Here is a 26699-nt window from a genome sequence, read left to right as displayed (position 1 = left end):
GCGATACATCGTCTCCCTTTTTTTATAAGTATATCTGGTGGTTTTAGCAATGAAAAATTTTAGGTTACCTCAGCCTTACAGTCCCACTTTTAGTGTAGCGCCTAAGATACTATAACCGTCTGATGTAATGTATTTCCCTGAGACAGAAAGCTTCTCGGTGAAGTAATAGCCAGCAGATATAGTGTATTGGTTTGCTTGATCACTGTCTGTGAGAATAACTAACATCTCGACACCGAGGTCGATGCGGTCACTGACTGTACTTCTGACACCTGTTGTTAAAGACACGTCATTGTCACCGTCATCATTTACATAATGAAGAAGGCCATAAAGGTGGGAGTAGGTGCCGACTTCTGTGTAAGCCCCTGCACCGAGCCATAAGGAATCGGAACCATCAAAGTCTTGAGTTTTAACATTTACCAAAGGGACAACTTCGGTTTCAAAAGAGGTGGTTAAAGCGGAATAGGTGCCACTGCCTGAATTATCGTAACTGATGTTACCCAAGGTGAAATCAATATAATTAAATGGGCCTTCTGCATAGCTGGCGGTAGACAGACTAATAAGGCTAGCTGCTAAAGTGGATAGAATAACCTTTTTCATATTCATAGACCTCTGAGATCGCTAAGTTAAAATTGAATGATAACTACTTCCTATCTATAGCTTGGTATAACGGTATATGACAGGTAAACTTTAGTAAATAGAATCAGTGGGCTATGTGCATTCACTTTAATCAAAAGCTTCACCTTTGGAGCTTAAACAAAGCTCAGATCTTGAGTTCTATCATTTAAGCTAAAAATATATTCACGAATTAAAATAAAGAGTTAGGTACAGTTGTTTATGAAAAAGCTATTTAGAAAACTGTTTTCTCCGATCTTATCCATATTTGAAAAGGGAGAAGGAGAATACAACTACAAAAAGTCTCATCGGACTATCTTAGCGGTATTTGGCTTACTGTGCTTTTTGATTGGCTCAATATCATTAACCTTTGCTTTAGGTCTTGGCGAGCCTGTTGGATTCATTCCAGTTTTATTGTTTTATACAACGGGTTTGGTGTGTGAGGTGGTTGCTTGGTTAGGAACAGATCGAGCAGTAGCCAGAATATGGAAGCGTAACTAGAAACGTAGCTAATAGAGGCTTTTAGCTAGAGGCTTTCAGTATTCGTTAATGAATACCAAGTTAAAAAATGCAGAGTACATAAAAAAGGCGACTATGATGAAATATCCATAGTCGCCTTTTTGCTTATATAGAACGTTTAAAGATTACTTATCTCGGCGTTCTTGTTTTTTCTCGGCCTTTTTAGCCATACGCTCTTCTTGTAGTTCAACATATTTAGCTTTTTGCTCTGGTGTTAACACATTTAGTACTTTGAACTTCATTTCTAGCTTGCTCATTTGTTGAGCTGCATGTTTCTCTGCCATTTCTTGGGCAATTGCATTGGCTTTTGACTTATCAAAGGTATCAGCAAGTAACAAAGCATTTAGTTGTTCAAAGCGTTGTTTGTGCTTTTCCATATCAAAAGGCTGTTGCTCTTTTGCACCGCGTTTTTCTTCTTTTGCCACTTGGCAAAGCTCTTTAATTTCTGCTTTTTGTTCTTCAGTAATCTCTAGTGCTTTCATCATGCCGCGGCCTAGTTCATTGCGGCAGTTGTTGTCTTTACCCTTATGGTCTTTACCTCCAAAAGCGTAAGCACTTGCTGTACCCAATACTAATGGAAGAGTCACTGCTGCAATAACGAATTTTTTAGTAGCTTTCATAATTATTTCCCCTTGGAATTTTAAAATAAATGTTTTGCTAGCGCTGTGTTTCAGTGCATGGGGATAGAATAGGGTCTGCAAGGTAAAGGGGTGTATTGCCAAAGTAAAGTAACGTAAAGGATTCGGGTTTTTACGACTTTACACGTAAAATGAAGCAAGTTAATGAGTAAGTAGAGCTAGGAAGTAGTGATATGCCACATATTTTGATTATTGATGACGATGCTGAGTTGAGTGATTTACTTAAAGAAGTCCTGTCTTATGAGAACTGTACTGTTTCAACGGCATACGACGGCCTAGCAGGCTTGGAAGCTATGAATGAAAGTGTCGATCTAGTCCTATTAGATGTGATGATGCCGAAACTCAATGGCTTCGACACCTTAAAGCAATTGCGAGAAAAGTGGGATGTGTCTGTGCTGATGCTTACCGCTAAAGGTGATGAAGTAGATAGGGTTATCGGTTTAGAGCTCGGTGCAGACGACTATTTACCCAAGCCATTTAGTGAACGTGAATTGCTTGCGAGAATACGAGCGATTTTACGTCGAACTCAAGCAACCAAGAGTAACCCGCAAAATGACTACGTCATGTATCAAGATATTAAAGTTTATCCGGGGCGCTTAGAAGCATTCTGTGGTGGCGACCAATTGGAGTTAACCAGTACAGAGTTTGCTCTTCTTCATTATTTTTTATTACACCCTGGAAAAGTGCTCACTAAAGAAGCTTTGAGCCTAGATGTATTAGGGAAAAGGCTAGCCGCCTTTGATCGCGCTGTAGACATGCATGTATCGAACTTACGAAAAAAACTACCAGACTGGTCGAACGGCAAACCGAGGATAAAAACCTTACGAGGCCGTGGCTATTTGTTGGTTGAGGGCGAATCATGAAACTCCCTAATATAGGTAGCTTATATGGCCGTATCTTCGCTATTTTTTGGTTTACCATGTTTCTGGTTACCATGGCGGTATTGGCTCTGCCAAAGCTTGATCCGCGTTTGACGAAAGACTTGCCCCAGCGTTCCTACAGCGAAAATATCTTGTTAAGAGACCTTCTTCAGCAAGAGTCTATGCAAGGGAAAAGCCTTAAGCAGGCTATTAACGCAGTGGAAAAACAGTCTAAACGCGATAAAGAAGATAAGGCGAAGCTTTTTATTACTGATGCAGAAGGGACTTTGTTAGCTTGGTCTAACCGTGCAGGCTTCTCCATGCGTATCCTGAGAAACTTTATTACCCTCATTGAGAATCCAGAACAGCCTCAACAAAAATTGTATGGTAGAACATTATTGTCAGGCCCTTTTCCCATTCAGTTAACGAATCAAACGGGCTTTCTTTACATTGGAGTCAAATCCGATGCCCCACCATTTTTCCTATTACATTTATTGGATAACCCGTGGCGTTTTTTGCTTGCTGTCATGCTGGTTAGTACTCCTTTCTTACTTTGGTTGTCGTGGGCATTAACTCAACCCGCGCGCCGTTTAGAGGCAGCAGCAAAAAGGGTAGCTCAAGGTAACTTCGAAACGGATGAAAAACTAGAAAAAGGCCCATCGGAATTTCAGCAAGCGGGTGCTAGTTTTAATCACATGGTTGAAGCAGTGAACTCTATGATTTCCCGTCAGCAACGGTTGTTATCGGATATTTCCCATGAATTGCGCTCCCCGCTGACACGCTTGAAAATGGCTCAAGGGTTAGCGGTTAGAAAGCAGGGGGAAAGCACAGAACTCTCACGTATCGAGACTGAGTCGGAAAGGCTGGAGACCATGATCTCCGAGCTGCTTGAGTTATCTCGAATGCAAGTGGACAGCCATTTAAATCGGGAAGAGCAACCGCTTTCTAGTTTGTGGGAAGCGCTCTTGGTAGATAGTCAGTTTGAAGCAGAACAAAACGGTAAAGCATTAAGTTTTTCTGCTATTCCAGAGCGTACGGTTCTTTGTTACCCGCAATTGCTGATGAGCGCACTTGAAAATATCGTCCGCAATGCCATCTGCTATGGTCACAGTCAAATTCGTATCAATATGCAGATAACGGGTGACAAGCTTACAATTCGTGTAGAGGACGATGGGCAAGGTGTACCAGAAACAGAATTGGAGTCTATCTTTAGGCCGTTTTATCGGGTTTCTACAGCACGGGATAGACGTTCGGGTGGAACGGGCTTGGGCTTAGCTATTACCGAGAGTGCGGTTCGTCAACATAATGGCAGTATTCAGGCTTCTTGTAGTGAGTTAGGTGGACTGCTGGTGGAGGTGAGTTTGCCTTTGGTTAAGGCTTAACTTTCTTTTGGATATAAGGATTCTAGGGTGGTTTTTATTGCTTTAGAGTCCTTTCGAATGGCTTTGGGGTGGGAGCATTTTTCCGCCCTGCTGGGCGGGTAACTTTTTGCTAGCGCCCAAAAAGTAACCAAAAATTCGCTTGATCAGAATCTTAACGCCTCATTTTTCTCTTCTATATATTTTTCTCCTACGCGGTCTTTTACGAAAGGTGTTTAGGGCTTTTCTTGTATCTTTGAATTTCTTCAAACACGGCAGCCCGACCATCGAGCTGTCGTGCAATAAATTGCATCGAATGTTTTTTTGTAGGGCAACGTAATTGTATTAAGATGCTGTGAGAGGGGTGGGCATTATGAATGTGTAGCCTAGATAAATTGAACTGTATTACAGAAAAAGGGATTTAACTTGGCTAAACCACCACGATCACACTATTCTCCGAAATTTGCTAATAAAGCATGGGCTGATAGCACAGACTATATATCGTATTTTCATTGTTCATATAGTGAGAAGATTAAAAAGTCGGGTAAAGGCTGGAAGCAATGGGGGGTTGAGCGAGGACTTTATTCTTGGGCTGTAGAAAAAGCACTGGACCAAGAACTGGAAACTTTGGCGGGGCCGATATATCAAAAAATTCTGAACTATAAGAAGTTGTCTGATGACGAGCGTATCGTGTGGTCCCAATTTATATTATCCCAATTAGTTCGTACACCAACTTATATGAAATATGAGAAGGCAGCACATGATATCTTTGGTATTACAGAGGTTGCAAAGCATTGCCGTGTGGGTTGTAAAGATTGTTCTGATTTACGCTTCATAGCCAATAGGAATTGGTACTTACTGTTAGCACACGAGGATGACTTCTTTGTAAGGAGCGATAACCCTATATTGCAAACAGGGTTTATTGAGTTACCAGATACATGTCTATTTTATCCTTTATCTCCTAAGTTATGCTTTGTTGCGTGCTCAATGCCAAAAGACTGGAATGCTTTTTCTAATGAAACTCAAGAAATTAAAGGTCAGCAGTTAAAGAAAGGGCAGGCTCATATGCTTAACTTCTATTTAGCTAGATCTGCGGGAGAGTCTTTAATTCTCTCTCCAAAAGATGACGGAGCTATAGCCGAGAAAATGTATGGAGATGTGTTGGGGTTATATCCTCAGCCACCATTCCCTTTGCACTCAGTGAACTTGGAAGACGTAAATAAGGCATTTGAAAGTATTCGTAATATTATGGTTTATACAGATAACAGTGAATACCCTGCTTGGCAGATTAAGGACTTGGAGCCGTTTTATCGATAAAACTATGCAAAAGAGTTCGAGTAATAGTTGAGTTAACTTAATTAGAAAGTAGCCTTAATAAGGGAAATCGAATGTCTAGTTCTATCATTAGTCACATCACGTTAGGAACGAATGATTACGAGAAAGCGGCTCGTTTTTATGATGCTGCGCTGAAGTCGTTGGGGTTTACGCGGGAGCCTAAGCCTGCTGAAAAGCCTCCTATGTATGCAGTAAATGGTGAAATGCCTCACTTATATTTGTACAAGCCGTATGATGGCGAGCCTGCTACTTGGGGGAACGGGACTCATGTTGCTTTCACGGCGAAAACAAGGAGTGCTGTTGATGAGTTTTATAAAGAAGCACTAGCGAATGGCGGTTCAGATGAAGGTAAGCCGGGGCTAAGAGAACACTATGGCACGAATTATTATGCAGCCTATGTGCGTGACCCTGATGGAAATAAGCTGCAAGCAGTGTGTTATGAAAGCTAAAAATAAAAGTCATGCATGTGTTTGGCTTTAAAACCACATAGAAACTGAGTGTGGCCTTAAAGCGTTCACATTGAAGGGGCGATATGAGACTAAATTGGTTGAAGAGGTTTCATGAAAGAGTTTGATACATTGCTTGCTATTGCAAAGCGAAAATCAACCTTTGATCAAAATAACACTTGGTCGAATGGTTCAAAGACGTATTTAAAAGAAATTAAGAATGAGATTGATGAAGTAATAGAGGAGATACCCAAATCTAGGAAATGTTACTTAGAAGATGAGCTAGGTGATGTTCTTTGGGATTACCTTAATATTTTGACCGCTTTGGAAAAGGAAGAAGGTATTGATATTCAGTCTGTTTTAGAAAGGGCCTGTAAAAAATACGAGCAACGCATCTCTGGTATTGAGGCGGGTGTGAAATGGTCTGAAATAAAAGAAAAGCAAAAAAAGGCGCTAGCAATTGAGCATGCAGAGCGCCAGAAGGCGATGAATGAAGAGCCTTGAATTCCTCATTCCCTAGGCGCTCTTTTGCATACAATCGGGGTGACACAGAAGGCTTTTAAGACTTGTTCCCCTGCTATAAGAAGTCATCAATAAAAGCACAAAATATCAAAAGTCGTATTTTGGTAAGTCCTACAATCGTGTCTCTTACATAACACTGAGGCACGATTATGATGAAAATTTTATTGGTTACCTATACCCCTCGTGAAGAGTCGAATACTGCAAAGTTAGTACAGGCCTATATTGATGAGGTAGGCGATAAACAAAATATTACCCACCTTGATTTAGTTAAAACACCAGCCCCTTTGCTACTAGAAGAAAACCTAAATGCGTTAATAAAGCGAAATTTTATGGGGATGGCATTATCTGAAGGTGAGAGGAGTGCGGTTGAAAGTGCTGATCTGTTGGTTCAGCAGTTGCTAGCGGCGGATAGAATTGTTTTAGCTTTCCCTATGTATAACTTAAGCTTGCCTGCCACAGTGAAAGCTTGGTTCGATGCCATTATTCAAATAGGTAAAACCTTTACGATTGGCGAATCAGGTTATCAAGGTTTATGCCAAGGCAAGAAGGCGTTAATCCTGATGACATGCGGTGGTGACTTCACGGAAGAGCCAATGGTTAGTATGAATCACGCAACACCATTAGCTGAGTCTTTAATGGGGTTTATGGGAATAGAGTCGGAAAGTATTATTGCCCATGGTCTAAATCAATATGTGGATAGGGTAGAGCAGATCGTTTCTCAGGCACAGCAAAATGTTGTGGCATATATACATCAAAATACATAATTAGGCTCAGGCTCAAATAAATTGAAAGGCAAAAGGTTTTGAGTATTAATATACATGCTTTTGCCTTTCATCATGAGTGGAGATGGCTAACAGTGTGGCTTTTTTAATTTGAGGTAGCCAGTTGTGGTTAAGTACAGATTGAAAAATACACCATTAAGGTATGGCTAAAATTGAAAATGAATATTGAAGTATATGAAGAAGAAATAACGCCTGACTTAATGAATTTATTATTAAGTGCAGACCCAGATAAAAAAGCGATCTTATCGTATCTATCTGGGGCGTTAGTGTTGGTCTGCAAAGATGGCGATATATTTGTGAGTATTGCGGTTTTAATTAATTCGGCAGGAGCGTTTGAGTTGAAGAACCTTGCGGTTTTAAAACCCTATCAGGGTTTAGGTATTGCTAAATCTATGATTCAGAAGTCTAAACAAATTGCAAAAGAGGCCGGTGCTAAAATGATGGAGGTAGGAACAGGTAACTCTAGCTTTTCTCAGCTGGCACTCTATCAAAAATGCGGATTTAGAATGCACAGCATTGAACCAAATTTTTTTAAATCTTATCCAGAACCAATCATTGAGAATGGAGTTCGTTGTATTGATATGGTGCGGTTGCGTGTTGAGTTATAGATATTAGAGATACAATTTAACATCTAGAGGCAAAATCAAATAAATTGAAAGGCAAAAAGTTTTGAGTATTAATACACATGCTTTTGCCTTTCATCATAAATTGAGCTGACTAACAGTGTAGCCTTTGTTTTCTAGTAGCGTCAGTACACTGTCTGGGCCAGCGAGGTGTAAAGCGCCAACTAATACGAATTCAATGGTGTCGTCAGTTAGCATGTTTTCTATTTGGGGTAGCCAGTTGTGGTTACGGTCAGATAATAAAGACCTATAGATACTTGGGTAGTCATTGAGGAGTTCGGTGATTCCCATTTTTGCTAAAGCCTCCATATCGCCAGAGCGCCAATCTGTTCTGATACTGTCTATAAGTTCAGATATCTTATTGAGTTCCATTAATCCGAATTTCATCACGAAATCATGATCGAGCTGTTCTAGTTCAACCAGAAAGTTAATTTGTTCATCAATCTCTTCAAGCCATGCTATGGATTTACTGTCTTGGTTCGCTTTTTGTGCGTAAAACTCATCAACGCCTTGGTTGGTAAAACCGAGGTGTTCTAATTCAATAAGGCTTAGGTAGGTTGCTAGAAAGCTGGGAGTAAAGCTTTCAACATTAGCTAAAGGGATATTACGGCTGTCTAAATACTTTTTAAGGTCTGATAAGTTCTGTTGATTGATTTTTTGATCGATGGTTTTGCCGTCATTAGCGAATACGACCTGTTGAAATTTTTGTTGGGTGTCTGGTGTGTTTAACCCATTAACGTCTGTTTCAAAGACAAGCTTTTCGGATGCTAAGTAGGCTGCTTCATAAGCTTTGGGTAGGGGATAATCTTGTTCGCTAAGCATATGAACCGTGCCACCTATGTAAAGTGTGCTCTTCTCTGAGGTGACTTCCCAAACGGCTGCAGCTTGGCTGTTTAATGGCGCAATAAGGAGAGTAATGGCTGATATCAGTTGAAAAACATGCCTGTTCATCTTGAGCATCCTTGGTTATCAATATGCAGATTAATCACTTAGCCTATCGAAATAGGTGGTATTATTCTAGGGATATTCTTTGTCGATGTAATCTCTTATAAATGAAAACTGAAAAAGTTGTAATAGGTCTTATTAACCCGAAGGGAACCGAAAATGTGGGTTCTGTTATGCGGGCTGCGGGTTGTTATTCTGCCGATCAGGTGCTTTACACAGGCAAGCGTTATGATCGGGCTGCAAAAATGTCTACCGACACCAAAAAGGCCAGCCATTCTATTCCGTTAATGAATATCGACGCGTTAGAAGCAGATACTTTTTTTGATACCATTGATGATGATATACAAGTCGTTTGTGTGGATTTAATACAAGGCGCTACGCCGTTACCAGCTTTTAAACATCCTGAAAAAGCCCTTTATATATTTGGCCCTGAAGATGGAACGATAGATCAAAAGGTGGTCGATAAAGCTGATCATGTAGTGTTTGTGCCAACGGTAGGCTGTATGAATCTGGCCGCATCTGTGAACGTGCTTTTGTACGATAGATTAGCCAAATCCGAAAGAGCCAATGCGGGGGATGATCTTATCCTTCAAAGTAAAGACATGAACAACAATGTAAAAGTAAGGCGCTAATGGATAAGCAGAAAGCAACACCAAGATATCAAGGCATAAAAGTCACTATGGTGACGGGCTTTTTAGGGGCGGGTAAGACTACATTAATTCGCCACATATTACAGCAAGCACCGGCTAATGAGCGCTGGGCAGTTTTAGTAAATGAATTTGGTGATATCGGCCTAGATGGGGCTTTTTATTCGGATTTAGGCGTAGCGATTAAAGAAGTTCCGGGTGGTTGCGTTTGCTGTGTTACCTCAGCTGCCTTTCAGCAAGGGCTTAATAAGCTGATTTGTGAGCAGAACCCAGATCGAATTTTCATCGAGCCTTCTGGATTAGGTCATCCAAAACAAATTATCCAAAAGCTACGTAGTCAAACCTACCAAGATGTATTGCTACTGACAGGCGTGATCTGTGTGTTAGATGCTCGAAACCTGCAAGATGAAAGATACACAGAACATGAATTATTTAATGACCAAATAGAGTCGGCCCATGGCATTGTATTTAGCCACGTAGACTTATATGACGAGTCAGATATAGTCGCGTTAAATGAACGCTTTGGTGTTATAGAAGGGAATAGTCTTGAGAGTAAATTGAACCCTCAGTTGTTTTATGCAACCTCTATGGAGTTCAGTCATGAGGACTTAGACCTAGGGCTAGAAGATATTCAACAAACTAGCTCTCTAGAAAAAGCGCCAGAACAATCTCATTCCCACGATCATGGCCACTCACACGACCATAGCCACACACATGATCACTCTCATAGTCATGACCATGAGCACTCCCATAAGGATGATGCTGAATCTGATCAGTTTACATCAGTGAATGGTAAGAGCATTGCTGTCTCTAGTTATCAAAAATGTCAGGACAGTATGATGGTGGCTGGTTGGCGTTGGCCATTGAATACGCATTTCTCAGTCACTGAACTAGAGTCTGTGATTAAAAATATTGCCAAGATAGAAGGGGTGTACCGTATAAAAGGGGTATTCTCTATTGATGATAATGAAGCTGCTTTTGTCAATGTGTCCCGTGGGGAAGTATCTATTCGTCTATCCCAATGGCAACAAGATAGTCGTATGGAAGTAATAGGTAACCTTGCTAACGACTGGCTAACTAAGATTATTTTACCGGCTTAATTCCTTACCTTTTTTGAAATTTGTTCTTCCAGTTCATTGTGTTTTATTAACCTTTGCTAAGTGAGTAAACCCTAAGATGTTCAAGTCCATTCCATGGTCAAAAGTCACGTTAAAGCAAAACTTATCCCTTGCATGGCCAATGACGTGCAATGCGATATTAATGCAGTCTGTGGCCATCATAGATTTGTTATTGATTGCATCATTAGGGGAGCTGCCTATTGCGGCGTTTGGTATCGCGGCGGCCATAGTGACCTTTATTCTTGGAATCCAATTTGCGATTTCTAATGGCACGCAGTTGGTTTTATCTCGGGCAGCTGGGGCGGGCGATAAAGAAAAGATAGCGACAGAAATGGTATCAGCATGGTTAATTAATTTAAGCTTCTCGTGCTTATCTGTAGTGGCATTATTCTTCTCGGCAGAGTTTATCGTCAGCTTGATTACAGATAACCCAGAAGTCATCAAACAGGCCACGCAGTATATCCTAATATCCTTAGTTCTATTGGTATTGGCTTCTGCTTCCGTGGTGATGGTGTCTTACTTTAATGCCAATAAAAAGACACGTATTCCTTTATATGGCTTTATGATCGAAATTCCCCTTAATGTGGTGTTCAGTGTGATACTGATTAACGGCTATTTGGGCGCTCCAGCATTAGGCCTAGCAGGTGCTGCATTAGGTAGTGTCATGGCGATTGCTTTGCGCTTTAGCTATTTGGCTATTCGCTTCTATATGGAAAATAAACAAGGGCTTGTGGGCAGCTTAAACTTACCTAAGCGGCAGGATATAAAAAATCATCTCAATGAAGTCGTACCTGTGGTGGCGAACTTTATTGTTTTATTAACTGGACTTTTAATCTTCCAAATTCTCTTCGCCCAGCTTTCAGTACCAGCTTATGCGGCTATTACCCTGATACTGCCTTGGATTAAAATAGGCTCTATGTTTGCCAATACATGGGCTCAGGCGAGTACCATATTAGTCAGCCAGTATGTGGGGAAAAAAGAGTTTGCTAGCATCCCTGATTTTGTTTACCAGTCCCTATGGGTAACACGACTTATTGCTGTGTTTATCGCTTTAGGCTTTTTTGCACTTAGCCTGTCGTTTTCTTTCCTTTACCCCAATCTATCAGAAGAAACACTGATGGCGCTGAGTATCATTGCACCTATTTATATTATCTTACCCCTAGTTCGTACCAATAATATGTTTTGCGGCAACATGATAAGAGCAATGGGAGACAGTTATTTAATCGTGCGTATTAATATTATTACCCAATGGCTGATTGCTCTGCCTTTGTGCGCTCTGCTTATTTACTGGGATGCACCGCTTTACGTGGTTTTTGGGGTTATCTTGTTTGATGAAATATTGAAATGTTACCCATTTAGAAAAACGCTGCAAAAGCGCTTAGATAGCTATTTAAATTAGCGAATGTTTTGCTCTACCGCCCAGAAAAAATAAATATTTTAAATTTTTTTAGAAAGGCTGCGTCCAATCCTTTATTTCATTTCGTCTTTAATAGTGTATCCCACATTATTAAAGTCAAAATGGAGTAAACAATGAAAATTCAACTTAATAAATTGGTCGCTGGCACTATCTTAATGGCAAGCCCATTTATCTTATCTGCAACAGCGGTAGCCGCTGAGACTGTCCTAGTGAATAAAGACGGTATGACGCTTTATACTTTTGATATTGATTCAGACGGTCTTTCTTATTGTAACGATGGGTGTGCTAAAAAGTGGCCACCTTACATCATGAAAGATGGCGCATCAGTTAAAAAGGGTTACGGTTTTACGGTGCGTGACGATGGCGCTAAACAATGGACATACGATAATAAACCTTTATATACATGGATTGGTGACGTCAAAAAAGGTGATATGACAGGTGATGGTATTGGCGGTGTTTGGCATGTGGCGAAAAAACAGGGCTACTCCTACTAACATTGTCGTGACAGAACTTGGTAGCAGAGCAAGGCCTATCCTTGTTAAGAATCTTATAAAGCAGTAAGTTTAACTTACTGCTTTATTGTCTTGAGAAACCATTTACTTAACAAAGAGATGTGTATTAGTGGAAAACTCACAATGGAACACTGAAGTGAATGCTTTACTGTTTCGGATTCAAACACAAGATAAGCTCGCCCTTAAACAGCTTTATGAATTAACCAGTAGCAAGCTGCTTGGTTTGATCTATCGAATCATTAAGGATCACGCTGAGGCAGAAGAGCTATTGCAAGAAGTCTTTATAAAAGTCTGGCATCAGGCGGACAAGTACCGCGGAGAGGGCAGTGCGTTGGCTTGGCTGTGCGTGATGGCACGAAACGCCAGTTTGGATAGATTAAGAAAAGCACAAAAACATCCTCATATTTCCACAGACGAACATCAAGAGTTTATTAGTTCGCTTACTGAGGAATTTGATGAATCCAGTAATATTGCCTTGAACCGCTGCTTATACAAGCTGAAGGAGCAGGCAAGAGAGAGCGTTTTATTGTCTTATGTGCATGGCTATAGCCATAGTGAATTGGCCCATAAGATGGCTGTGCCGCTAGGCACCATGAAGGCTTGGATTCGTCGCGGTTTACAGGAGTTAAAACTATGTCTGAAGCCCTAAGATATAAGAACCCTGTGATTTGCGAGCATTTGGCGAGCCAATATGTGGCGGGTGTCATGACGCCAAGAGTGCGTGCGCGTACAGAAGCTTTGTCTTTGACTTGTCCTGAGTTAAGCAGAGCAATAGCTGAGTGGGCTGAGACGCTTTCTCCTATACATGATTCGCTAGAGGAGATAACACCTAGCCCTAAAGTATGGGAAAAAATTGAGCGCAGCGTATTTGAAAAAACTGAACAGAAAGTAGAGAAATCGAGTGTCTGGAGTAGCTTACGATTCTGGCAATTTACCGGGATAGGGGCTTCCGCTTTGTCTCTCACTTTTGCGGCGTTATTGTTCTTCTATCCTGCTTCGTCCATGAAAGAACCTATTGTCAGTGCGACGCCAAGTTATCTGGCAGTGATGTCTCCAGCTTCTGCAGACGATTCGAACAGCGCCATAAGTTTTGTGGTTAATGTTTATCAAAAAACAGAAACGTCCCCATCTAGGCTTTTTCTTCAATGGTCTGAAAACAGTCCTAGAGGTTTAAAGCAAGGTATTCATTTGTGGGCGAAACACAGGGAAACAGGGTTGTTAACTTACATTGGTAGTGAGCCAAATAAAGCGACTCCGTGGAATTTGAATAAAAGCACATGGACCGCCGTTTCTAACAGTAGCGAGCTGGTATTCACCAAAAACGCCGACAGCCCATCCGAAGAGAACACCTTATTTACAGGGCCTTGTATACAGCTCGGCAGTTGGAAACACGACCTTAACTCCTAAGTGCTAATGTTTTGTAAATATGTTTTTGTAAATATGAGTGGATTAGGAGAAGAACTAGAATAGAGAAAGGGGAGTAATGGCTCCCCTTTCTCTATTCTGTATCTATGCCGTAACAGACATAATTAACCTAGTGGGCCATTAATGATGGTGTTGCGTAAACCCTCAATAATCTTGTCGCCTTTTTCTACTTTTAACTCGTCGTACCAAGCTTGTGTTTCCGCCATGTTGGCACCATGAGTAACATCACAACGCTTGCGTGCTTTGAGGACCAAATCTTTCACTCGGAAACGGCGTTTCTCTTCATAAGCTTTTAAAACGGCTTCGATATCAGCAGGGGATTCAATAGCGCCATGTTCAGCGAAACATTGTCCTAGTACAACCGAATCTTCTAACGCAGAGCAAGCACCTTGACCTATATCAGGTGTAGTGTTGTGGGCAGAGTCACCAAGCAAAGCAATGTTGCCTTTTACTAAGGTGTCAAAAGGGTCAATATCGTGAATTTCAATGCGATTGGTGGTTTCTGGATTAATGGCTGAAATAAGTTTTTGTACCGGCTCCGCCCAGCCTTGGAAATAGCCAGTTAAATCTTTAATCACAGTTGTGCGGTCTTCTTCTAGACCTGTTGGTAATGGCACATCAAAGAAGAAATAAAAGCGTTTGTCGGCAACCGGCATAATGGAAACACGTTTGCCTTCAGCAACAAAAGTCGTCCATTGATTATCAGGAGCAATGTCCTCATCGACATCGACTAAACCGTTCCAGTTCACATAGCCTGCGTATCGGCGTTCCGCTTGGTAGCCAATGACGTGGGTACGAACTTTAGAATGGGCGCCGTCAGCTGCGATCATAAAGTCGCCTGTGGCACTGGAACCATCGGTGAAATAAGCCGTCACGCTTTCTTCTGTTTGCTCGACTTTTTCAATACGTTTGCCAAATTGAATGTTCTCTTTACCCCAAGAGTCGACCATCATGCTTTGTAGGTCGGCCCGGGAAACGGGGCAAGGGCGCTCACCAACGGCTTCCACTAATGGGCTGAGGCTAAATTGGGTCATAACAGAACCACTAATTCCATCTTGGTAGGCCATGTTATGCATTGGGCCACCTAGCTGATCCATAATATGACCCATACCAAGGTGGTTCATGCATTTCACACCGTTTGACCAAATAGAAAGCGCAGCACCGACTGGCTTAATTTCTTTTACGGCTTCAAAGACATCACACTCTATGCCTTGTTGCTTTAAAGCGGCTGCAGCGGACATGCCGCCAATACCGGCTCCAATAATTAACGCCTTCATATTTTGCTCCCATCTAAGATACGAATATTTAGAGGCAATAAACGTACCACGAAACAATGGTTCCGTCATTTATTTTAAGTGAAATATATGTTTCACTGCTTCACACAGTTCTTCAATGCAATAAAATAGGGTTTCCCCAATATTTTAATCGCCTATTAAAGGGTTTGATTGCTTTCTTTTAGTGCGTTCTTACTGTCGTGGTGCGTTTATATGACTCATACTTTTCTTTGTTTAGAAAAGCCTTTGTTCAAGAAAACAAAATTAGCTACCGCGATAGGTGCTGTAGGAATAAGGCGAGACCAGTAAAGGTATATGGTAGTGAGTGGATTCATCATGAATACCAAAGCGAATAACCACGGTATTTAAAAAATTAGGTTCTTCTAACTCGATACCTTGGTTCGCAAAGTATGCATCAATATCAAATTCTAGCTCGTAGACGCCAGCTATGAATGCTGAGCCTTCTAATAATGGGCTGTCACATCGGCCATCGTGGTTAGAGATAGTGGTGTGTATCAGTTGACGTTGACCTGTATTTGTATGCTGGAATAAACGAATTGCGACATTTTCGGCAGCAATGCCTTTTGTCGTATCGAGAATGTGAGTGGTTAGGTAACCCATAATATTTCCTTAATAATAGAGGTATTGCGGTTTGAGCCCAGTTTTTGCAGATAGATCTTTAAATTAGAACTCTTTATCACCATAACAATAAAGAGAGCTGCAAAAAATAAATCAATATTTATGCCATCGACTTAGATTATTGATCTGAGCAGGCGTTAATAATAAATACGCGTTTAGAAAGCGCAAGTGATTGGAGAAGAAAATGCAGAATGAACAAGCTGTGTTTGCCTCACTAGATGAAGCAGACTTTGTGGCTGTATTGGGTAGCATATACGAACATTCGCCTTGGGTAGCGGAATTAGTGTGGCAGCAAAAAACACAACACCCAAGCAGTTACCTAGATGGTAAAGAAAAGCTTCAAGCGGCCATGCGTGACGTTGTGGATCAAAGTTCTGATGAGCAAAAGCTTATTTTACTAAGGGCGCATCCAGATCTAGCAGGCAAAGCAGCATTAGCTGGTTCACTCACTGATGCGTCTAAGTCAGAACAAGCGGGTGCTGGTTTAGATCAATGCAGTGATGAAGAGCTAGTTCACTTTCTACAGTTAAATGATGAATACCGAGGCAAATTTGGCTTCCCTTTCATCATGGCGGTAAAAGGCGCAACCAAAGAACAAATACTTAAAGGCTTTGAAGAAAGGATGCCCAACGATTGGCAAACTGAGTTTGACCGAGCATTAAATGAAGTACATAAAATCGCAGGATTTCGATTAGCTGAATTGTAGATGAGCACATAATCTTTCTATGTCAAAAAATAGCAAGTACTTAATTACAGTTATACTTATACCGCTCCTAAGTTTGCTGTTATGTACTTTGTTTTTTGAAAAGGGCCGCTAGTAGGATGCCACTTAAAAATCCCCAGAAATGTGCTGCCCAAGAAATATGAGGGAGAAAGTGAGCAAAAGAGAATAGAGTTCCACCATAAGCCAAAAAAGCCACAATAGCAGCAACCCAACTTCTTATAGTTGGGTTGCAAGCAGCGTTCGCAAGTAAGAACCCAAGTAGTGAAAAAACTATACCTGAAGCACCAATCACTAAGCCACTAGCAGAAAATAGCCATATACCTATACCTGAGCCTATTGCACCACCCATCATAATTTGTCTTAGTCTTATATTCCCCACAGACATGTTTACTAATATACCGAGTATCAAAATTGCTACTGTGTTTGATAGTAGGTGATATAAATTGCTATGCAAAAATGGTGATAGCAATATGCTGGGAATATGAGTGAGGGTTCGGGGGCGAATACCAAATTGATCTAAATCGACACCAATCAGAACAAGGTCAAGTATATATACCAACCAAATGGCCATGACAAAATAAAGCACGGTATAAGGAAGGAAAGCTCTAGGCACTTTTTGCTTCCTTCAGAATAGTCTTCAGAGCATCTTCTTCTAATTCAAGCACGTCGATAATAGCTGTAAATAAATCTGCAGAGAACATACCTTTGTGGGTTTTACTGCGTAGGTTTTCTGGTGTCATAGTAATGCCCTTTCGTTGAAGTAGCTCACATAAGTCATCATATTTTAAACCTTTTAAAGCAAGAGATGAGCGAATGTAGCGTGTAATTGCAAGCTTATAAGGGGATAGAGAGTGTCTGTTTTTAATACTTTGGTCTTGATTCATATGATTACTCACTAAGTTAGAGGGCTCAGTTAATGTATGAAGGTAGCATAAAATTTAAAAAACAGCATCTATATATAAAATTATGCTTGATAATAGTTGTTTATATTGTATATTTGTTGCTTATAAGTAACAAATATTTCGTTTCCTTAGAGTTTCTTATAATGAGTCATGTTTATGTTTTTCGCATTAATAAGTGGATTTAGGTTGTGGAAGTTAATCTTGAGAAAGATAATCAATATACATTTATAGGTGCGATAAAAAAGATGGAAATTACTCACATTCAGGATGACAAACTATGACCACATTCTTCTTTAATGATGCAAATTTTCTTTTCAGTACTGCATTATTCATTGTTGTTCTATTGTTTTCGGCAGAAGTTATTGGGATTTTTTTAGGTTCGAGTTTGTTTGGGCTATTCAGCGACATTCCTGATTTTGATATTGAGGTACCGAGTGTTGTAGCGTTAATAAGTTGGTTGGCTCTTGATCGCTTACCAATGATTATTTGGCTTGTTATTTTTTTAACTATTTTTAGTTTGTCAGGGTATGTTTTTAATATAGTTTGGTTGTTTGCGAATGAAGAGTCTTTTATTACACCAGTAATATCTGTACCGATGGCCCTATTTTTTGCAGCTTTACTAACTGGGCGAGTGGGTGCATTAATAGCGCTTATATTACCTAAAGAAGAGTCCTCAGCAATGAGTGATGATGACTTTGTCGGTGTGGTAGCTCAAATAACAGTTGGTTCTGCTCGTATGGGCTGTTCCGCAGAAGCGAAATATATAGATAAATTTAATCAGCTTCACTATGTGCTTGTTCAGCCATTTGAAAATGATGATGAGTTTGTAAGCGGTGATAAAGTTATTCTTGTAAAGAAAGAAACTGGTTTTTGGTTAGTGACAGGTTACTTATAAATAAAAAAGGATTGTTATTCTATGGAAATATTCTCAATAAATATATCAGCATCGATTATTCTTGCGATGATAATCATTCTTGCACTCATAACAATAGGTATTATCTTTGCCAAGCTCTACAAGCGTGCGACGAAAGAAACAGCGTTTGTAAGAACTGGGCTTGGAGGAGAGAAAGTAATCAAAGACGGTGGGGCCTTAGTGTTGCCCGTTGTCCATGAAGTGATACCAGTTAATATGAACACACTTCGAATAGAGGTAGAAAAGACACAAAAAGATGCTTTGATTACCAGAGACAGAATGCGTGTAGATGTTAAGGCGGACTTCTATCTTCGAGTATCACCTAATGGTAATGGAATATCTATGGCAGCTCAGACTTTGGGGACGCGCACTACCCGCGCAGAAGAAGTTAAGAAGCTGATGGAGTCCAAATTTGTAGATGTTTTGCGTGCGGTAGCAGCAGAGATGTCGATGATTGAAATGCATGAGCAGCGAGCAGACTTTGTGCAAAAGGTGCAGCAGAGTGTTGCTAACGACCTAGAGAAAAATGGGCTTGAGTTAGAGTCCGTGAGCTTGACAGGCTTTGATCAAACAGATTTACAGTATTTTAATGAAAATAATGCTTTTGATGCGGAAGGTCGTGCGCGTCTAGCTAAAATTATTGAAGAGAAGCGCAAAGAAACAAATGATATTGAGCAAGATAATCGCATCCAAATAGAAACTAGAAATTTAGAGGCGAATAAACAATCCCTCAACATCAAGCAAGATGAAGAAGAGGCTCTTTTAAATCAAGAGCAGGTTTTGGCATTCAAAAGGCAGAATCAAAAGGCCGAAATAGCGAAACAAAGAGAACAAAAAGAGAAAGAAGAACGAGAAGCTGAAATAGCGAAAGAGCGTGCTATTGAGATTGCCGAAATAGAGAAGTCTAGAGAGATTGAGTCCCAAGAAATTGCCAAGCGAAAACAGCTTGAAGAAGCTCGAATTATACAAGAGAGGGATCTTCAGGTTGCTGAGCAAACAAAACAAATAGCGGTGGCAACTAAGTCTGAGGAAGAGTCTGCCGCTAGAGCGAAAGCGGCAGGTGCAGAAAAAGTTAAAGTTGAGAAAGAAGAAGAAGTTATTACTGCTCGCCAGATAGCTGAGGCGAATCGTCAAATGAAGATTGAAGTTATTGACGCTCAGAAAGAAGCGGAGAGAGAAGCTGTTGGTATAACTGTGGAGGCGCAAGCCAAAATGGAAGCTGCTAAAAATGAAGCAGATGCGGTACTTACCACTGCCAGAGCTAATGCTGATGCGAAGCTTTTTCAGGCTGAAGCTGATGAAAAAGTGTTAGCAGTAGAAGCAGCGGGTAAACAAGCTCTTTATGACGCTGAAAATACTTTAAAAGATGAACAGATAGAGCTACAAAAAGCTTTAGCAATTTTAAAAGTCTTGCCAGAAATTATTGCTAGTACAGTAAAACCTTTAGAAAACATTGAAGGTATTAAAATATTACAAGGTTATAGTACGGGAGGGGGCTTAACAGGAGACAGTGTGAGCTCGAGTAGTGGCAATATGGCAGATCAGGTAACTCAAGCAGCGTTGAATTATCGTGCCAATGCACCAGTGGTCGATGCTTTATTAAGAGAGGTTGGATTAGTTGATAAGGTTGATGGATCATTATCAAACTTGTTGAATGGCGATAATCTTTCTCCAACTTCATTTATGCCTAAAGATGGTAAGAGTGAAGGCATAGAAAAAAAGAGTTAATGATGTAACTGCAAAGTTTGTTATGAAGTAGAAAGATTTTTACATTTTATAAATTAAGGGAGTTCTTATGTCTTGGAACAGAAGTGCATTATTAAAATTAATTGAGTCTCAAGGTAGTTGGGTCGTAGAGTCAGAAGGTGATTGCTTAGCGGTATCTAATGACGAGGGTGTTGATGTTTTTGTATATGTAGGTGGCAGACAAATTTTGGTCGAGGCCGCATTATTTTCAACAAAAAGTGTGAAAGATAAAGCTGCTCTTAATGAATTGATTTTGCGAAGTCATCATTATGTGCCTCTGACTTCAGTATGCATAAAGAATATTGCAAATGAAGACTACTATGTGGCATTTGGTGCTTTATCGGTGGATAGCAAAGATACTGTAGTAATGGAAGAAATCGAGACGTTATTTGAAAATGTGACAGAGTTTCTTGATTTATGCGATGACTATTTAGATGTGGAGAAAGCGCTATGAGTTTAAGAAAACTATGGACGGCAGTGCGTGGTGCTGCTAATGAAGGTATTGAAACTGTTGCTGATGGTCAGGCGATTCGTATTTTAGACCAAGAGATGCGAGAAGCAAAAAAAGAGCTTCAACTGTGCGATGAGAACCTGACGCGTATTATGGCAAAACGTAAACTTGCAGAAGGTAAGGTGAAGGCTCTTCAAGCAGATATTGAAACCTACACGAACCACGCTATTGCTGCGAGTGAAAAAGGCGATGATGCTTTGGCAGTAGAATGCGCGGATCGAGTTGCTGAGTTAGAAACAACTTTAGAAACTGAGCAAAGTATCTTGGACAGTTTTTTGACGTCAGAGCAATCGTTAAAAAGTAACATAGCTAAAGCAAAAGGTAATGTTCGCCGAATGGAGCAGCAAATAGAACAAGTTAAAGCGACTGAGTCTGTACAAAAGGCGCAAGTAGCTGTGTCAACACGTCACATGGGAGCCAATAGCAAAGTTAAAACAGCCCTGAGTAGCCTTGATCGAATCAAAGAAAAGCAAGCTCAGCGTAATGCGGAATTGGAGGCAGCAGAGGAACTTGCAAACGAAGAAAGTGGTAGTGATCTCGATGCAAAATTGAAAGCCGCAGGCATAGGCTCTAACAGTAATACAGCTAAAGGCAATGATAAGTTAGCTCAAATACTAGCAGCAAAAAAAGCAAAATAAGCGGATGAAAAAGCAAAGCCATTTCATAAGTAAATGAAATGGCTTTTTTATGAGTAGGCTTTTAAATTCGTTGGTTTGCAATAGTGTTGTGTGTAGTAAAACTTTTAATTTCCAGTTGTTTAGTGGGTGATTTTAAATATGTTTTCATTTTTTAAAAAGAAAGACGCGAAGGCTAGTGCCACGCCTTCTATCATGGGCCTACGTATAGGCGGCAGTTTTGAAATAGACCCATTGCTATTGAGAATGAATGAAAGTGAATTAATGACAGATGGTGCAGCCACTAGTTATATTATTAAAGCGGTTGGCACTGCAGAATTAGATGGTACTTATGTATTTCGCTTTTACACGGATGATGATGCTTTTTTACAAGTGATTTCAGAAGGTAATAAACAGTCTGAAAGTGTTGTTGATGTAAAATTATTTCACTTCTACGATACCCAAGATATTGTATCCCAAGAAATTTGGGATACCTTACTGAATACGAAAATTGGTACCCCCTCCTATGAAGTGGAGGGAAATATATATCAACGAGTTTGGACTTCAGCTAGTGACTATCATAATCCAGTCTATATACAAGAAGATACTTATGATGAAGACGGGGAAGTTTCATCAACGGATCAGTTCACTATGTTGTTTGAGAGAGAAGTGAGTAATGGCTTTACTGAGTCATTATTTTTGTCCGCAGAAGAAAGTGAGCAAGCTGGTAGTTTAAATCGCTGTTTTGTTTTAAGTACAGGTATAACGCTTTCGCCATCACAACTTACCATTCATGGTTAATACAATAACAATACTAAGGAGTTTTTATGGAAATTCAGGCACTTATGGAGAGTGTGGCAAATTTTGGTAGCTATTTTGGTTTAGCGTTACTTTTTGTCATTATCTTCAAATTTATCTATTCGCTTATAACCCCCCACGATGAATGGAAATTAATTAAAGAAGAGCAAAATACAGCAGCTGCGATAGGGTTTGGTGGGGCTGTTGTCGGTTTTGCTATTGCTTTGGGTGGTGTGGCAGAAAACTCTGTTTCGTTGTTAGATTTTGCTGTTTGGGGCGCTGTGGCATTAATAGCCCAATCTTTAGCCTTTCTTGTTGTGCGATTTATTTTCATGCCTAAAATTGTTGCTCGTATCATTGCAAATGAAGTGAGTGCGGGGGTGATGCTAGCGGCAACTAGTATTGCGGTTGGGGTACTTAATGCAGCTTGTATGACATATTAAGAGGTTTGTGATGAAAAGAAGCAAACAAATTAATATCGCTATTATGCGCAAAGAGTTGATTGTTAGGCCTTTGCTTAAGCCTGTTGCATTAGCTGTTGCGTCCATAACTTTAGTTGCATGTGGAAACGAGGAAGATGTGAAGGTCGCTTCTTCTGTTGATGATTGTGTGTCAAAAACAGACTTAACTCAGGAGCAATGTGAGGTTGCTTATCAAAAAGCTTTAGAAGAAGCTGCTAGAACGGCACCAAGATATAACTCGTTATCCGCGTGCGGTATAGAGTTTGGCCAAAGATATTGTCATCAATCGCCTGATGGCTTTTTTGTGCCTTATATGTCTGGTTTTATGGTGAGTAATGCATTCCACCATGGGTATGTATATAACCCAGTGTTCTATTATCGTAATAGCCGTTCTTCATATCATGGCCGTGTTATGTTGTCTGACGGTACTGTTATTGGTAGTGCAGGTAGATCTTCTTATAAGGTGCCAAAGTCTACTTTGTCTTCTAAGCCTACACCAACACGCACTGTTTCAAGAGGAGGGTTTGGCTCAGTAGCTTCCGCTAAATCTAACTGGGGCGGCGGCAAATCTAAAAGCTGGGGAGGCTAGTATATGTTTCGCCTCCCTATCATGGAACGAGCTCAATGGCAGCAAAGGGCAAAAGAATTTGGCTTTGAATTTCACACCATGTATGGCGAAAAGTATTGGGATGAGACAGCCTATTATCAATTTACGTTAGAACAGATTGAGAAGGGGATTGAAGGTCCAACTGAAGATGTCCATCAAATGTGCTTAGCCGTGGTTGAGAAGGTAATTCATGACGATGAATTGATGCGTCGCTTTTGTTTACCTGAGGGACAATGGGATTTTATTCGGCAATCCTGGCTTAATGGTGATCCTAGCTTGTACTCACGTCTAGATTTTGCCTACTCCGGTGTCGGTGATGCTAAGCTTTATGAAAATAATGCGGACACTCCAACAAGTATTTATGAAACGGGCTTTTGGCAATGGCTGTGGTTGCAAGATAATGTTGATAGTGGTGTATTAAGTTCTCATTCGGACCAGTTTAACTCTCTTCAAGAAAAGCTAGTTAATCGGTTTAAAGAGATAAGTATCCTCACACCAAATCGCACATTGCATTTTGCCTGCTGCAAAGGAACGCCGGAAGATCGTGGTACAGTTCAGTACCTAGAAGATTGCGCTAAAGAAGCTGGATTGAAAACAGCATTTGTCTACATGGAAGATATTGGTCGAGATGTATCTGGCAGTTTTACTGATTTGTCTGATCATATAATTACTTCTATGTTTAAGCTCTATCCTTGGGAGTTTATGTTTCAGGAAGAGTTTTCGACAGACTTGGGGAATAATAATATTCGCTGGGTAGAGCCTCCATGGAAAAGTATTCTTTCCAATAAAGCGTTATTACCTATGTTATGGAAGCTGTTTCCAAACCATCCGAATTTACTCCCTGCTTTTTTTGAAGATGAGTTACACCTAGCGTCTGACATAGACTCCTTAGTTAAAAAGCCTATTTTTTCTCGGGAGGGAGCTAATATTTCCTTTACTGGTAAGCAAAAGGGAATGGCGATATCAGATGGGCCGTATGGAGAGGAAGGATTTATCTATCAAAAAACGCATTTACTGCCTAGATTCGGTGATAATTACACCTTGATAGGCAGCTGGCTAGTAGATAACCAAGCAGCAGGTATATCCGTACGGGAAGACAGTGGTCCAATAACTCAAGATATGAGTCGCTATTTACCTCACATTATTCTTTAGTTTTTAGTGTAGGCATTAATGGTTTTTTAATCATATAGTCACTATATAGCCTTAATACTTCTTTGATTCTCAAGCAAGACTGGTGGTCGTTGTTAATAAGCATATATAATGACCTCTACTGTATAAATGTTATTGGAGAATTTATGGAACTCGATGTCTACATCATCAATGGTCGTGGTGAAAAAGGTGATAAATTTCAATTGGGCCGAGTGAACAACAAAGAAGGTCATTACTTCAAAGGCGAATATGACGCAGCGGCGCAATACGGCAGTATGGATGAAGTGAAAGAAGACTTAGCTAAGATGTTAAACATTGAAACATCAGCTTTGACACTGAATCAAATTAACCTTTAATTTAACGGTTAATATAAAAAAAGGACGCTTTTATGCGTCCTTTTTTTATGGAGCCTTAGCACTGCTTTACTTTAAGCTAGTAGAGTCTTTTTCTACAGGAACATCATAGGTAAAGTAGTGGATAATAGCGCTCCCATTAAGATATTGAAGTACTTATGGAAGGTGGGATCTTTTAGTTTACGTGACACTAGTTTACCTATGGATATCCACATAAATGTTCCAGGAAGAGTCGCCACATTAAAAGCAATAATACATATAAGTGCTGATGGCCAAAATTGATCACCTGCTAAAGTAAAAAGAGAGCTAGCTGATATAAGGCTTGCCCATGATTTTGGGTTAATACCTTGAAAAAGAGCTGCTTGAATCACCCCCATTGGCTGTAAACTATTTTTGCTTGAATGGGGTTTTGCCAGAGCAATTTTAATAGACATATATAAGATGTAGCCTGCCGCAATAAAGGCGAAAACATCATGTGTTTTAGGCCATAACGAAAAAACTTTCCCTAGCCCTAATAAAATGAAGCAATGCAGAAGTGTCATGCCGAGACGAATACCAGCCACATGTGGCAAGGTTCTTTTTATTCCAAAATTCGCACCGGAGTGAGCCAATAGTATGTTGTTGGGCCCAGGGGTTAATGTGCTTACTAGGCAAAATAGTGTTAGTGCGGGAAGTAACTCTAGCAATGCATTACTCATCTTTAAACTCCGTCTAAATAGTATTGTATCTATACAATTTATGGTTTATTGTATGTATTTAGGTTCTCATATTAGAGTTTTGTAGGCAATTGATTTATTGTTATGGGTACAATTGTATGATTAGTAAAATCAAATTTGACGAGGCTTGTCTGGTTCAGCCTAAATACAAAGCCTTGGCATTATTAATTGAGCAAGCCATTTTGTCTGGCGATCTACCAGATCAACAAAAGTTGCCAGCACAACGTTGGTTGGCAGATGAACTAGTGATTACTCATGGGACAGTTACTAGAGCCTATGATTTACTAGAAAAGAAAGGGTTAGTAAGGGCGAAGTTAGGAGCTGGAACCTATGTGAAATCTCCTAGTTCAATAGTATGTAAAGGCGAAGGGCAGATTGAGCTTGAGGCTAATAGAGAGTATGACTTTGCGTCGAGTATGCAGCCAATGCTAGGTCAACAGACTCTAATGCAGAATGCGTTAACTGAATTAGCCGAAGACCTTAATGCCGTCACTCAAGTCATGACTTACTCCCCGCAAGGCGTTTCCAAGCATAAACGGGTCTTCAAAGATTGGTTAGCTGGTAAGCAAATAACAATAGACCCAAATGATATTGTGTTTACTCAGGGCGCGCAGCAAGGCATCTATACCTGTTTACAAATACTCACTCAAGAGGGGGATTATGTTTTACATGAAGAGCTCGCATACCCCGGTTTCTTTCGCGCGGTAGATGCATGCCGAGTAAAGCCAATGGGGGTTCCCATAGCTCCGCAAGGCTTAGATTTGGAGGTTTTGGAAGAATATTGCCAAACATACCAACCTAAGATCCTCTACATTACTGCTAACATGCAGAATCCAACTAATATTCAATATTCTCAGGATCAGCTTGACCGTATTGTTGAGCTGAGTCGGCAATATAAGTTTTATATTATTGAAGACGATGTGAATTACTGCTTGCCAGAAAATTGGCGATCGCCACTGCAACAGCGAGCCGCTGATCGAGTATTCTATATTTCGAGTTTGTCTAAATACGTTGCTGGTGGTTTGAGGGTGGCTTATAGCCTTGTTCCTAAGCAATTACAGAAGGCGTTTAATGCGAATATTCACAGTCAATGTTGGATGGTTTCAACGTTAAACTTCGAGCTTGCAACGCGATTTCTAACCAGTGAAGGTTTTACTTATAACCAATCTTTGTTGGCAACGGAAATGCGTTATCGTCAAAGTGCCTTTAAAGCAATGGCAGAACAGCAAGGTTTAACTGTTCGTTGTGGTGGGCTAAATGTATGGCTAAGTTTGCCTAAACACATCAATGTAAATCAGCTGAATGCCTTTCTATTATCCAAAAATGTGAAAGTCAGAACGGCAGACTTATTTTGTCACTCAAGTTCTTCGTCAGTTTCGATTGGCTTAAATGCTTTTAGAATCTCTCTTGGCGGGTCTAACACCAGAAAAGAGTTTGAAGAAGGTATCGAGGCGTTTAAAAGTGCTCTAGAAGAATTTAACAACCAACAGGATGTGGTGATTTGATTCGCCCGTTACTTACTACACTCACTAG

33 protein-coding genes are annotated in these 26699 nt (G+C 40.4%); 25 read left to right on the top strand and 8 right to left on the bottom strand.

Translation table 11 applies throughout. The features are described from left to right. Positions 1-75: 75 nt before the first annotated feature. A complete protein-coding gene (locus OFY17_RS09975) occupies positions 76-597 on the bottom strand; it encodes a hypothetical protein (protein WP_263530586.1) in 522 nt (173 codons plus the stop codon). Positions 598-834: 237 nt separating this feature from the next. Between OFY17_RS09975 and OFY17_RS09970 the strand changes: the two genes are divergently transcribed. Further along, positions 835-1113, top strand: a complete 279-nt coding sequence (locus tag OFY17_RS09970) for a hypothetical protein (protein WP_263530585.1) — start codon at positions 835-837, stop codon at positions 1111-1113. A gap of 143 nt (positions 1114-1256) precedes the next feature. Here the strand turns inward: OFY17_RS09970 and OFY17_RS09965 are convergent, their stop codons facing one another. Further along, entirely contained in the window at positions 1257-1751 is a 495-nt protein-coding gene (locus OFY17_RS09965) for a CpxP family protein (protein WP_263530584.1), read from the bottom strand. Positions 1752-1942: 191 nt separating this feature from the next. Here OFY17_RS09965 and OFY17_RS09960 point away from each other — a divergent pair, with 191 nt between their 5' ends. From OFY17_RS09960 to OFY17_RS09930, 7 genes are all read left to right on the top strand, one after another. After that, positions 1943-2632: a response regulator gene (locus tag OFY17_RS09960; RefSeq protein WP_263530583.1), complete on the top strand. Its 690-nt coding sequence runs from the start codon at positions 1943-1945 to the stop codon at positions 2630-2632. After that, complete coding sequence (cpxA, locus tag OFY17_RS09955) at positions 2629-4011, top strand: envelope stress sensor histidine kinase CpxA (protein WP_263530582.1); 1383 nt, start codon at positions 2629-2631, stop codon at positions 4009-4011. Before OFY17_RS09960 ends, cpxA begins: the two co-directional genes overlap by 4 nt. A gap of 402 nt (positions 4012-4413) precedes the next feature. Further along, on the top strand, positions 4414-5304 hold the full coding sequence (locus OFY17_RS09950; RefSeq protein ID WP_263530581.1) for a DUF4238 domain-containing protein: 891 nt from the start codon (positions 4414-4416) through the stop codon (positions 5302-5304). Positions 5305-5375: 71 nt separating this feature from the next. Next, complete coding sequence (locus OFY17_RS09945) at positions 5376-5771, top strand: VOC family protein (protein WP_263530580.1); 396 nt, start codon at positions 5376-5378, stop codon at positions 5769-5771. 111 nt (positions 5772-5882) lie between these two features. Then, positions 5883-6272 carry a MazG nucleotide pyrophosphohydrolase domain-containing protein gene (locus OFY17_RS09940; protein ID WP_263530579.1) on the top strand — a complete coding sequence of 130 codons (390 nt, stop codon included), beginning with the start codon at positions 5883-5885 and terminating at the stop codon, positions 6270-6272. A gap of 167 nt (positions 6273-6439) precedes the next feature. Further along, positions 6440-7054, top strand: a complete 615-nt coding sequence (locus tag OFY17_RS09935) for an FMN-dependent NADH-azoreductase (RefSeq protein ID WP_263530578.1) — start codon at positions 6440-6442, stop codon at positions 7052-7054. Between the two features lie 176 nt (positions 7055-7230). Further along, a complete protein-coding gene (locus tag OFY17_RS09930) occupies positions 7231-7680 on the top strand; it encodes a GNAT family N-acetyltransferase (protein WP_263530577.1) in 450 nt (149 codons plus the stop codon). A gap of 93 nt (positions 7681-7773) precedes the next feature. Here the strand turns inward: OFY17_RS09930 and OFY17_RS09925 are convergent, their stop codons facing one another. Beyond that, on the bottom strand, positions 7774-8646 hold the full coding sequence (locus OFY17_RS09925) for a TraB/GumN family protein (protein ID WP_263530576.1): 873 nt from the start codon (positions 8644-8646) through the stop codon (positions 7774-7776). A 101-nt stretch (positions 8647-8747) separates the two neighbouring features. Here OFY17_RS09925 and OFY17_RS09920 point away from each other — a divergent pair, with 101 nt between their 5' ends. The 6 genes from OFY17_RS09920 to OFY17_RS09895 all read left to right on the top strand — a co-directional run bounded on the left by OFY17_RS09920 (position 8748) and on the right by OFY17_RS09895 (position 13741). After that, the gene (locus tag OFY17_RS09920) at positions 8748-9272 is read left to right on the top strand and encodes an RNA methyltransferase (RefSeq protein ID WP_263530575.1); all 525 of its coding nucleotides are present in this window, start codon (positions 8748-8750) and stop codon (positions 9270-9272) included. Further along, positions 9272-10387 (top strand): CobW family GTP-binding protein, encoded by a 1116-nt coding sequence (locus tag OFY17_RS09915; RefSeq protein WP_263530574.1) that lies wholly within the window; start codon positions 9272-9274, stop codon positions 10385-10387. Before OFY17_RS09920 ends, OFY17_RS09915 begins: the two co-directional genes overlap by 1 nt. 76 nt (positions 10388-10463) lie before the next feature. Continuing rightward, positions 10464-11804, top strand: a complete 1341-nt coding sequence (locus tag OFY17_RS09910) for an MATE family efflux transporter (protein WP_263530573.1) — start codon at positions 10464-10466, stop codon at positions 11802-11804. 131 nt (positions 11805-11935) lie between these two features. Continuing rightward, complete coding sequence (locus OFY17_RS09905; protein ID WP_263530572.1) at positions 11936-12316, top strand: COG4315 family predicted lipoprotein; 381 nt, start codon at positions 11936-11938, stop codon at positions 12314-12316. Between the two features lie 127 nt (positions 12317-12443). Further along, entirely contained in the window at positions 12444-12983 is a 540-nt protein-coding gene (locus tag OFY17_RS09900; protein WP_263530571.1) for an RNA polymerase sigma factor, read from the top strand. Then, the gene (locus tag OFY17_RS09895; protein WP_263530570.1) at positions 12968-13741 is read left to right on the top strand and encodes an anti-sigma factor; all 774 of its coding nucleotides are present in this window, start codon (positions 12968-12970) and stop codon (positions 13739-13741) included. Before OFY17_RS09900 ends, OFY17_RS09895 begins: the two co-directional genes overlap by 16 nt. 122 nt (positions 13742-13863) lie before the next feature. Here the strand turns inward: OFY17_RS09895 and hpxO are convergent, their stop codons facing one another. Further along, on the bottom strand, positions 13864-15036 hold the full coding sequence (gene hpxO, locus OFY17_RS09890) for an FAD-dependent urate hydroxylase HpxO (protein WP_263530569.1): 1173 nt from the start codon (positions 15034-15036) through the stop codon (positions 13864-13866). A gap of 261 nt (positions 15037-15297) precedes the next feature. Next, a complete protein-coding gene (gene uraH / locus OFY17_RS09885) occupies positions 15298-15654 on the bottom strand; it encodes a hydroxyisourate hydrolase (protein WP_263530568.1) in 357 nt (118 codons plus the stop codon). 202 nt (positions 15655-15856) lie between these two features. Here uraH and uraD point away from each other — a divergent pair, with 202 nt between their 5' ends. After that, positions 15857-16378 (top strand): 2-oxo-4-hydroxy-4-carboxy-5-ureidoimidazoline decarboxylase, encoded by a 522-nt coding sequence (gene uraD / locus OFY17_RS09880; protein WP_263530567.1) that lies wholly within the window; start codon positions 15857-15859, stop codon positions 16376-16378. Positions 16379-16457: 79 nt separating this feature from the next. Here the strand turns inward: uraD and OFY17_RS09875 are convergent, their stop codons facing one another. Both OFY17_RS09875 and OFY17_RS09870 read right to left on the bottom strand, forming a co-directional pair. After that, positions 16458-17009 carry a rhomboid family intramembrane serine protease gene (locus OFY17_RS09875; RefSeq protein ID WP_263530566.1) on the bottom strand — a complete coding sequence of 184 codons (552 nt, stop codon included), beginning with the start codon at positions 17007-17009 and terminating at the stop codon, positions 16458-16460. Further along, entirely contained in the window at positions 17002-17280 is a 279-nt protein-coding gene (locus tag OFY17_RS09870) for a DUF6471 domain-containing protein (RefSeq protein WP_263530565.1), read from the bottom strand. Before OFY17_RS09870 ends, OFY17_RS09875 begins: the two co-directional genes overlap by 8 nt. 295 nt (positions 17281-17575) lie before the next feature. Between OFY17_RS09870 and OFY17_RS09865 the strand changes: the two genes are divergently transcribed. From OFY17_RS09865 to OFY17_RS09825, 9 genes are all read left to right on the top strand, one after another. Continuing rightward, positions 17576-18193 (top strand): YqiJ family protein, encoded by a 618-nt coding sequence (locus tag OFY17_RS09865; RefSeq protein WP_263530564.1) that lies wholly within the window; start codon positions 17576-17578, stop codon positions 18191-18193. A 21-nt stretch (positions 18194-18214) separates the two neighbouring features. Then, a complete protein-coding gene (locus tag OFY17_RS09860; RefSeq protein ID WP_263530563.1) occupies positions 18215-19939 on the top strand; it encodes a flotillin family protein in 1725 nt (574 codons plus the stop codon). 67 nt (positions 19940-20006) lie between these two features. After that, complete coding sequence (locus OFY17_RS09855; protein ID WP_263530562.1) at positions 20007-20411, top strand: YjfI family protein; 405 nt, start codon at positions 20007-20009, stop codon at positions 20409-20411. Beyond that, positions 20408-21106: a PspA/IM30 family protein gene (locus tag OFY17_RS09850; RefSeq protein ID WP_263530561.1), complete on the top strand. Its 699-nt coding sequence runs from the start codon at positions 20408-20410 to the stop codon at positions 21104-21106. The genes OFY17_RS09855 and OFY17_RS09850 overlap by 4 nt, the downstream gene beginning before the upstream one ends. Positions 21107-21244: 138 nt before the next feature. Next, positions 21245-21883: a YjfK family protein gene (locus OFY17_RS09845; RefSeq protein ID WP_263530560.1), complete on the top strand. Its 639-nt coding sequence runs from the start codon at positions 21245-21247 to the stop codon at positions 21881-21883. A gap of 26 nt (positions 21884-21909) precedes the next feature. Continuing rightward, positions 21910-22323, top strand: coding sequence for a DUF350 domain-containing protein (locus tag OFY17_RS09840; RefSeq protein WP_263530559.1), 414 nt, complete (start codon positions 21910-21912; stop codon positions 22321-22323). A gap of 10 nt (positions 22324-22333) precedes the next feature. Further along, positions 22334-22930, top strand: coding sequence for a DUF1190 domain-containing protein (locus tag OFY17_RS09835; RefSeq protein ID WP_263530558.1), 597 nt, complete (start codon positions 22334-22336; stop codon positions 22928-22930). A 3-nt stretch (positions 22931-22933) separates the two neighbouring features. Then, on the top strand, positions 22934-24100 hold the full coding sequence (locus OFY17_RS09830; protein ID WP_263530557.1) for a glutathionylspermidine synthase family protein: 1167 nt from the start codon (positions 22934-22936) through the stop codon (positions 24098-24100). Positions 24101-24243: 143 nt separating this feature from the next. Continuing rightward, positions 24244-24453, top strand: a complete 210-nt coding sequence (locus OFY17_RS09825; RefSeq protein ID WP_263530556.1) for a hypothetical protein — start codon at positions 24244-24246, stop codon at positions 24451-24453. A 92-nt stretch (positions 24454-24545) separates the two neighbouring features. Here the strand turns inward: OFY17_RS09825 and OFY17_RS09820 are convergent, their stop codons facing one another. After that, the gene (locus OFY17_RS09820) at positions 24546-25148 is read right to left on the bottom strand and encodes a LysE family translocator (protein ID WP_263530555.1); all 603 of its coding nucleotides are present in this window, start codon (positions 25146-25148) and stop codon (positions 24546-24548) included. Between the two features lie 116 nt (positions 25149-25264). On the opposite strand from OFY17_RS09820, the gene OFY17_RS09815 reads away from it, so the two are divergent. Next, positions 25265-26671, top strand: a complete 1407-nt coding sequence (locus OFY17_RS09815) for an aminotransferase-like domain-containing protein (RefSeq protein ID WP_263530554.1) — start codon at positions 25265-25267, stop codon at positions 26669-26671. Positions 26672-26699 lie beyond the last annotated feature (28 nt).

The sequence above is a fragment of the Marinomonas sargassi genome (genome assembly GCF_025716875.1).
In the GTDB taxonomy this organism is placed as follows: Bacteria; Pseudomonadota; Gammaproteobacteria; order Pseudomonadales; family Marinomonadaceae; genus Marinomonas; species Marinomonas sargassi.
The sequence above is the reverse complement of the archived record's forward strand: the minus strand, read 5'-3'. Positions and strand labels throughout refer to the sequence as shown.

Coding starts and splice junctions, on each gene's coding strand:
- OFY17_RS09975 (WP_263530586.1), bottom strand. CDS start 597: ATGAAAAAGGTTATTCTATCCACTTTAGCAGCTAGCCTTATTAGTCTG.
- OFY17_RS09970 (WP_263530585.1), top strand. CDS start 835: ATGAAAAAGCTATTTAGAAAACTGTTTTCTCCGATCTTATCCATATTT.
- OFY17_RS09965 (WP_263530584.1), bottom strand. CDS start 1,751: ATGAAAGCTACTAAAAAATTCGTTATTGCAGCAGTGACTCTTCCATTA.
- OFY17_RS09960 (WP_263530583.1), top strand. CDS start 1,943: ATGCCACATATTTTGATTATTGATGACGATGCTGAGTTGAGTGATTTA.
- cpxA (WP_263530582.1), top strand. CDS start 2,629: ATGAAACTCCCTAATATAGGTAGCTTATATGGCCGTATCTTCGCTATT.
- OFY17_RS09945 (WP_263530580.1), top strand. CDS start 5,376: ATGTCTAGTTCTATCATTAGTCACATCACGTTAGGAACGAATGATTAC.
- OFY17_RS09940 (WP_263530579.1), top strand. CDS start 5,883: ATGAAAGAGTTTGATACATTGCTTGCTATTGCAAAGCGAAAATCAACC.
- OFY17_RS09935 (WP_263530578.1), top strand. CDS start 6,440: ATGATGAAAATTTTATTGGTTACCTATACCCCTCGTGAAGAGTCGAAT.
- OFY17_RS09930 (WP_263530577.1), top strand. CDS start 7,231: ATGAATATTGAAGTATATGAAGAAGAAATAACGCCTGACTTAATGAAT.
- OFY17_RS09925 (WP_263530576.1), bottom strand. CDS start 8,646: ATGAACAGGCATGTTTTTCAACTGATATCAGCCATTACTCTCCTTATT.
- OFY17_RS09920 (WP_263530575.1), top strand. CDS start 8,748: ATGAAAACTGAAAAAGTTGTAATAGGTCTTATTAACCCGAAGGGAACC.
- OFY17_RS09915 (WP_263530574.1), top strand. CDS start 9,272: ATGGATAAGCAGAAAGCAACACCAAGATATCAAGGCATAAAAGTCACT.
- OFY17_RS09910 (WP_263530573.1), top strand. CDS start 10,464: ATGTTCAAGTCCATTCCATGGTCAAAAGTCACGTTAAAGCAAAACTTA.
- OFY17_RS09905 (WP_263530572.1), top strand. CDS start 11,936: ATGAAAATTCAACTTAATAAATTGGTCGCTGGCACTATCTTAATGGCA.
- OFY17_RS09895 (WP_263530570.1), top strand. CDS start 12,968: ATGTCTGAAGCCCTAAGATATAAGAACCCTGTGATTTGCGAGCATTTG.
- hpxO (WP_263530569.1), bottom strand. CDS start 15,036: ATGAAGGCGTTAATTATTGGAGCCGGTATTGGCGGCATGTCCGCTGCA.
- uraH (WP_263530568.1), bottom strand. CDS start 15,654: ATGGGTTACCTAACCACTCACATTCTCGATACGACAAAAGGCATTGCT.
- uraD (WP_263530567.1), top strand. CDS start 15,857: ATGCAGAATGAACAAGCTGTGTTTGCCTCACTAGATGAAGCAGACTTT.
- OFY17_RS09870 (WP_263530565.1), bottom strand. CDS start 17,280: ATGAATCAAGACCAAAGTATTAAAAACAGACACTCTCTATCCCCTTAT.
- OFY17_RS09865 (WP_263530564.1), top strand. CDS start 17,576: ATGACCACATTCTTCTTTAATGATGCAAATTTTCTTTTCAGTACTGCA.
- OFY17_RS09860 (WP_263530563.1), top strand. CDS start 18,215: ATGGAAATATTCTCAATAAATATATCAGCATCGATTATTCTTGCGATG.
- OFY17_RS09855 (WP_263530562.1), top strand. CDS start 20,007: ATGTCTTGGAACAGAAGTGCATTATTAAAATTAATTGAGTCTCAAGGT.
- OFY17_RS09850 (WP_263530561.1), top strand. CDS start 20,408: ATGAGTTTAAGAAAACTATGGACGGCAGTGCGTGGTGCTGCTAATGAA.
- OFY17_RS09845 (WP_263530560.1), top strand. CDS start 21,245: ATGTTTTCATTTTTTAAAAAGAAAGACGCGAAGGCTAGTGCCACGCCT.
- OFY17_RS09840 (WP_263530559.1), top strand. CDS start 21,910: ATGGAAATTCAGGCACTTATGGAGAGTGTGGCAAATTTTGGTAGCTAT.
- OFY17_RS09835 (WP_263530558.1), top strand. CDS start 22,334: ATGAAAAGAAGCAAACAAATTAATATCGCTATTATGCGCAAAGAGTTG.
- OFY17_RS09830 (WP_263530557.1), top strand. CDS start 22,934: ATGTTTCGCCTCCCTATCATGGAACGAGCTCAATGGCAGCAAAGGGCA.
- OFY17_RS09825 (WP_263530556.1), top strand. CDS start 24,244: ATGGAACTCGATGTCTACATCATCAATGGTCGTGGTGAAAAAGGTGAT.
- OFY17_RS09820 (WP_263530555.1), bottom strand. CDS start 25,148: ATGAGTAATGCATTGCTAGAGTTACTTCCCGCACTAACACTATTTTGC.
- OFY17_RS09815 (WP_263530554.1), top strand. CDS start 25,265: ATGATTAGTAAAATCAAATTTGACGAGGCTTGTCTGGTTCAGCCTAAA.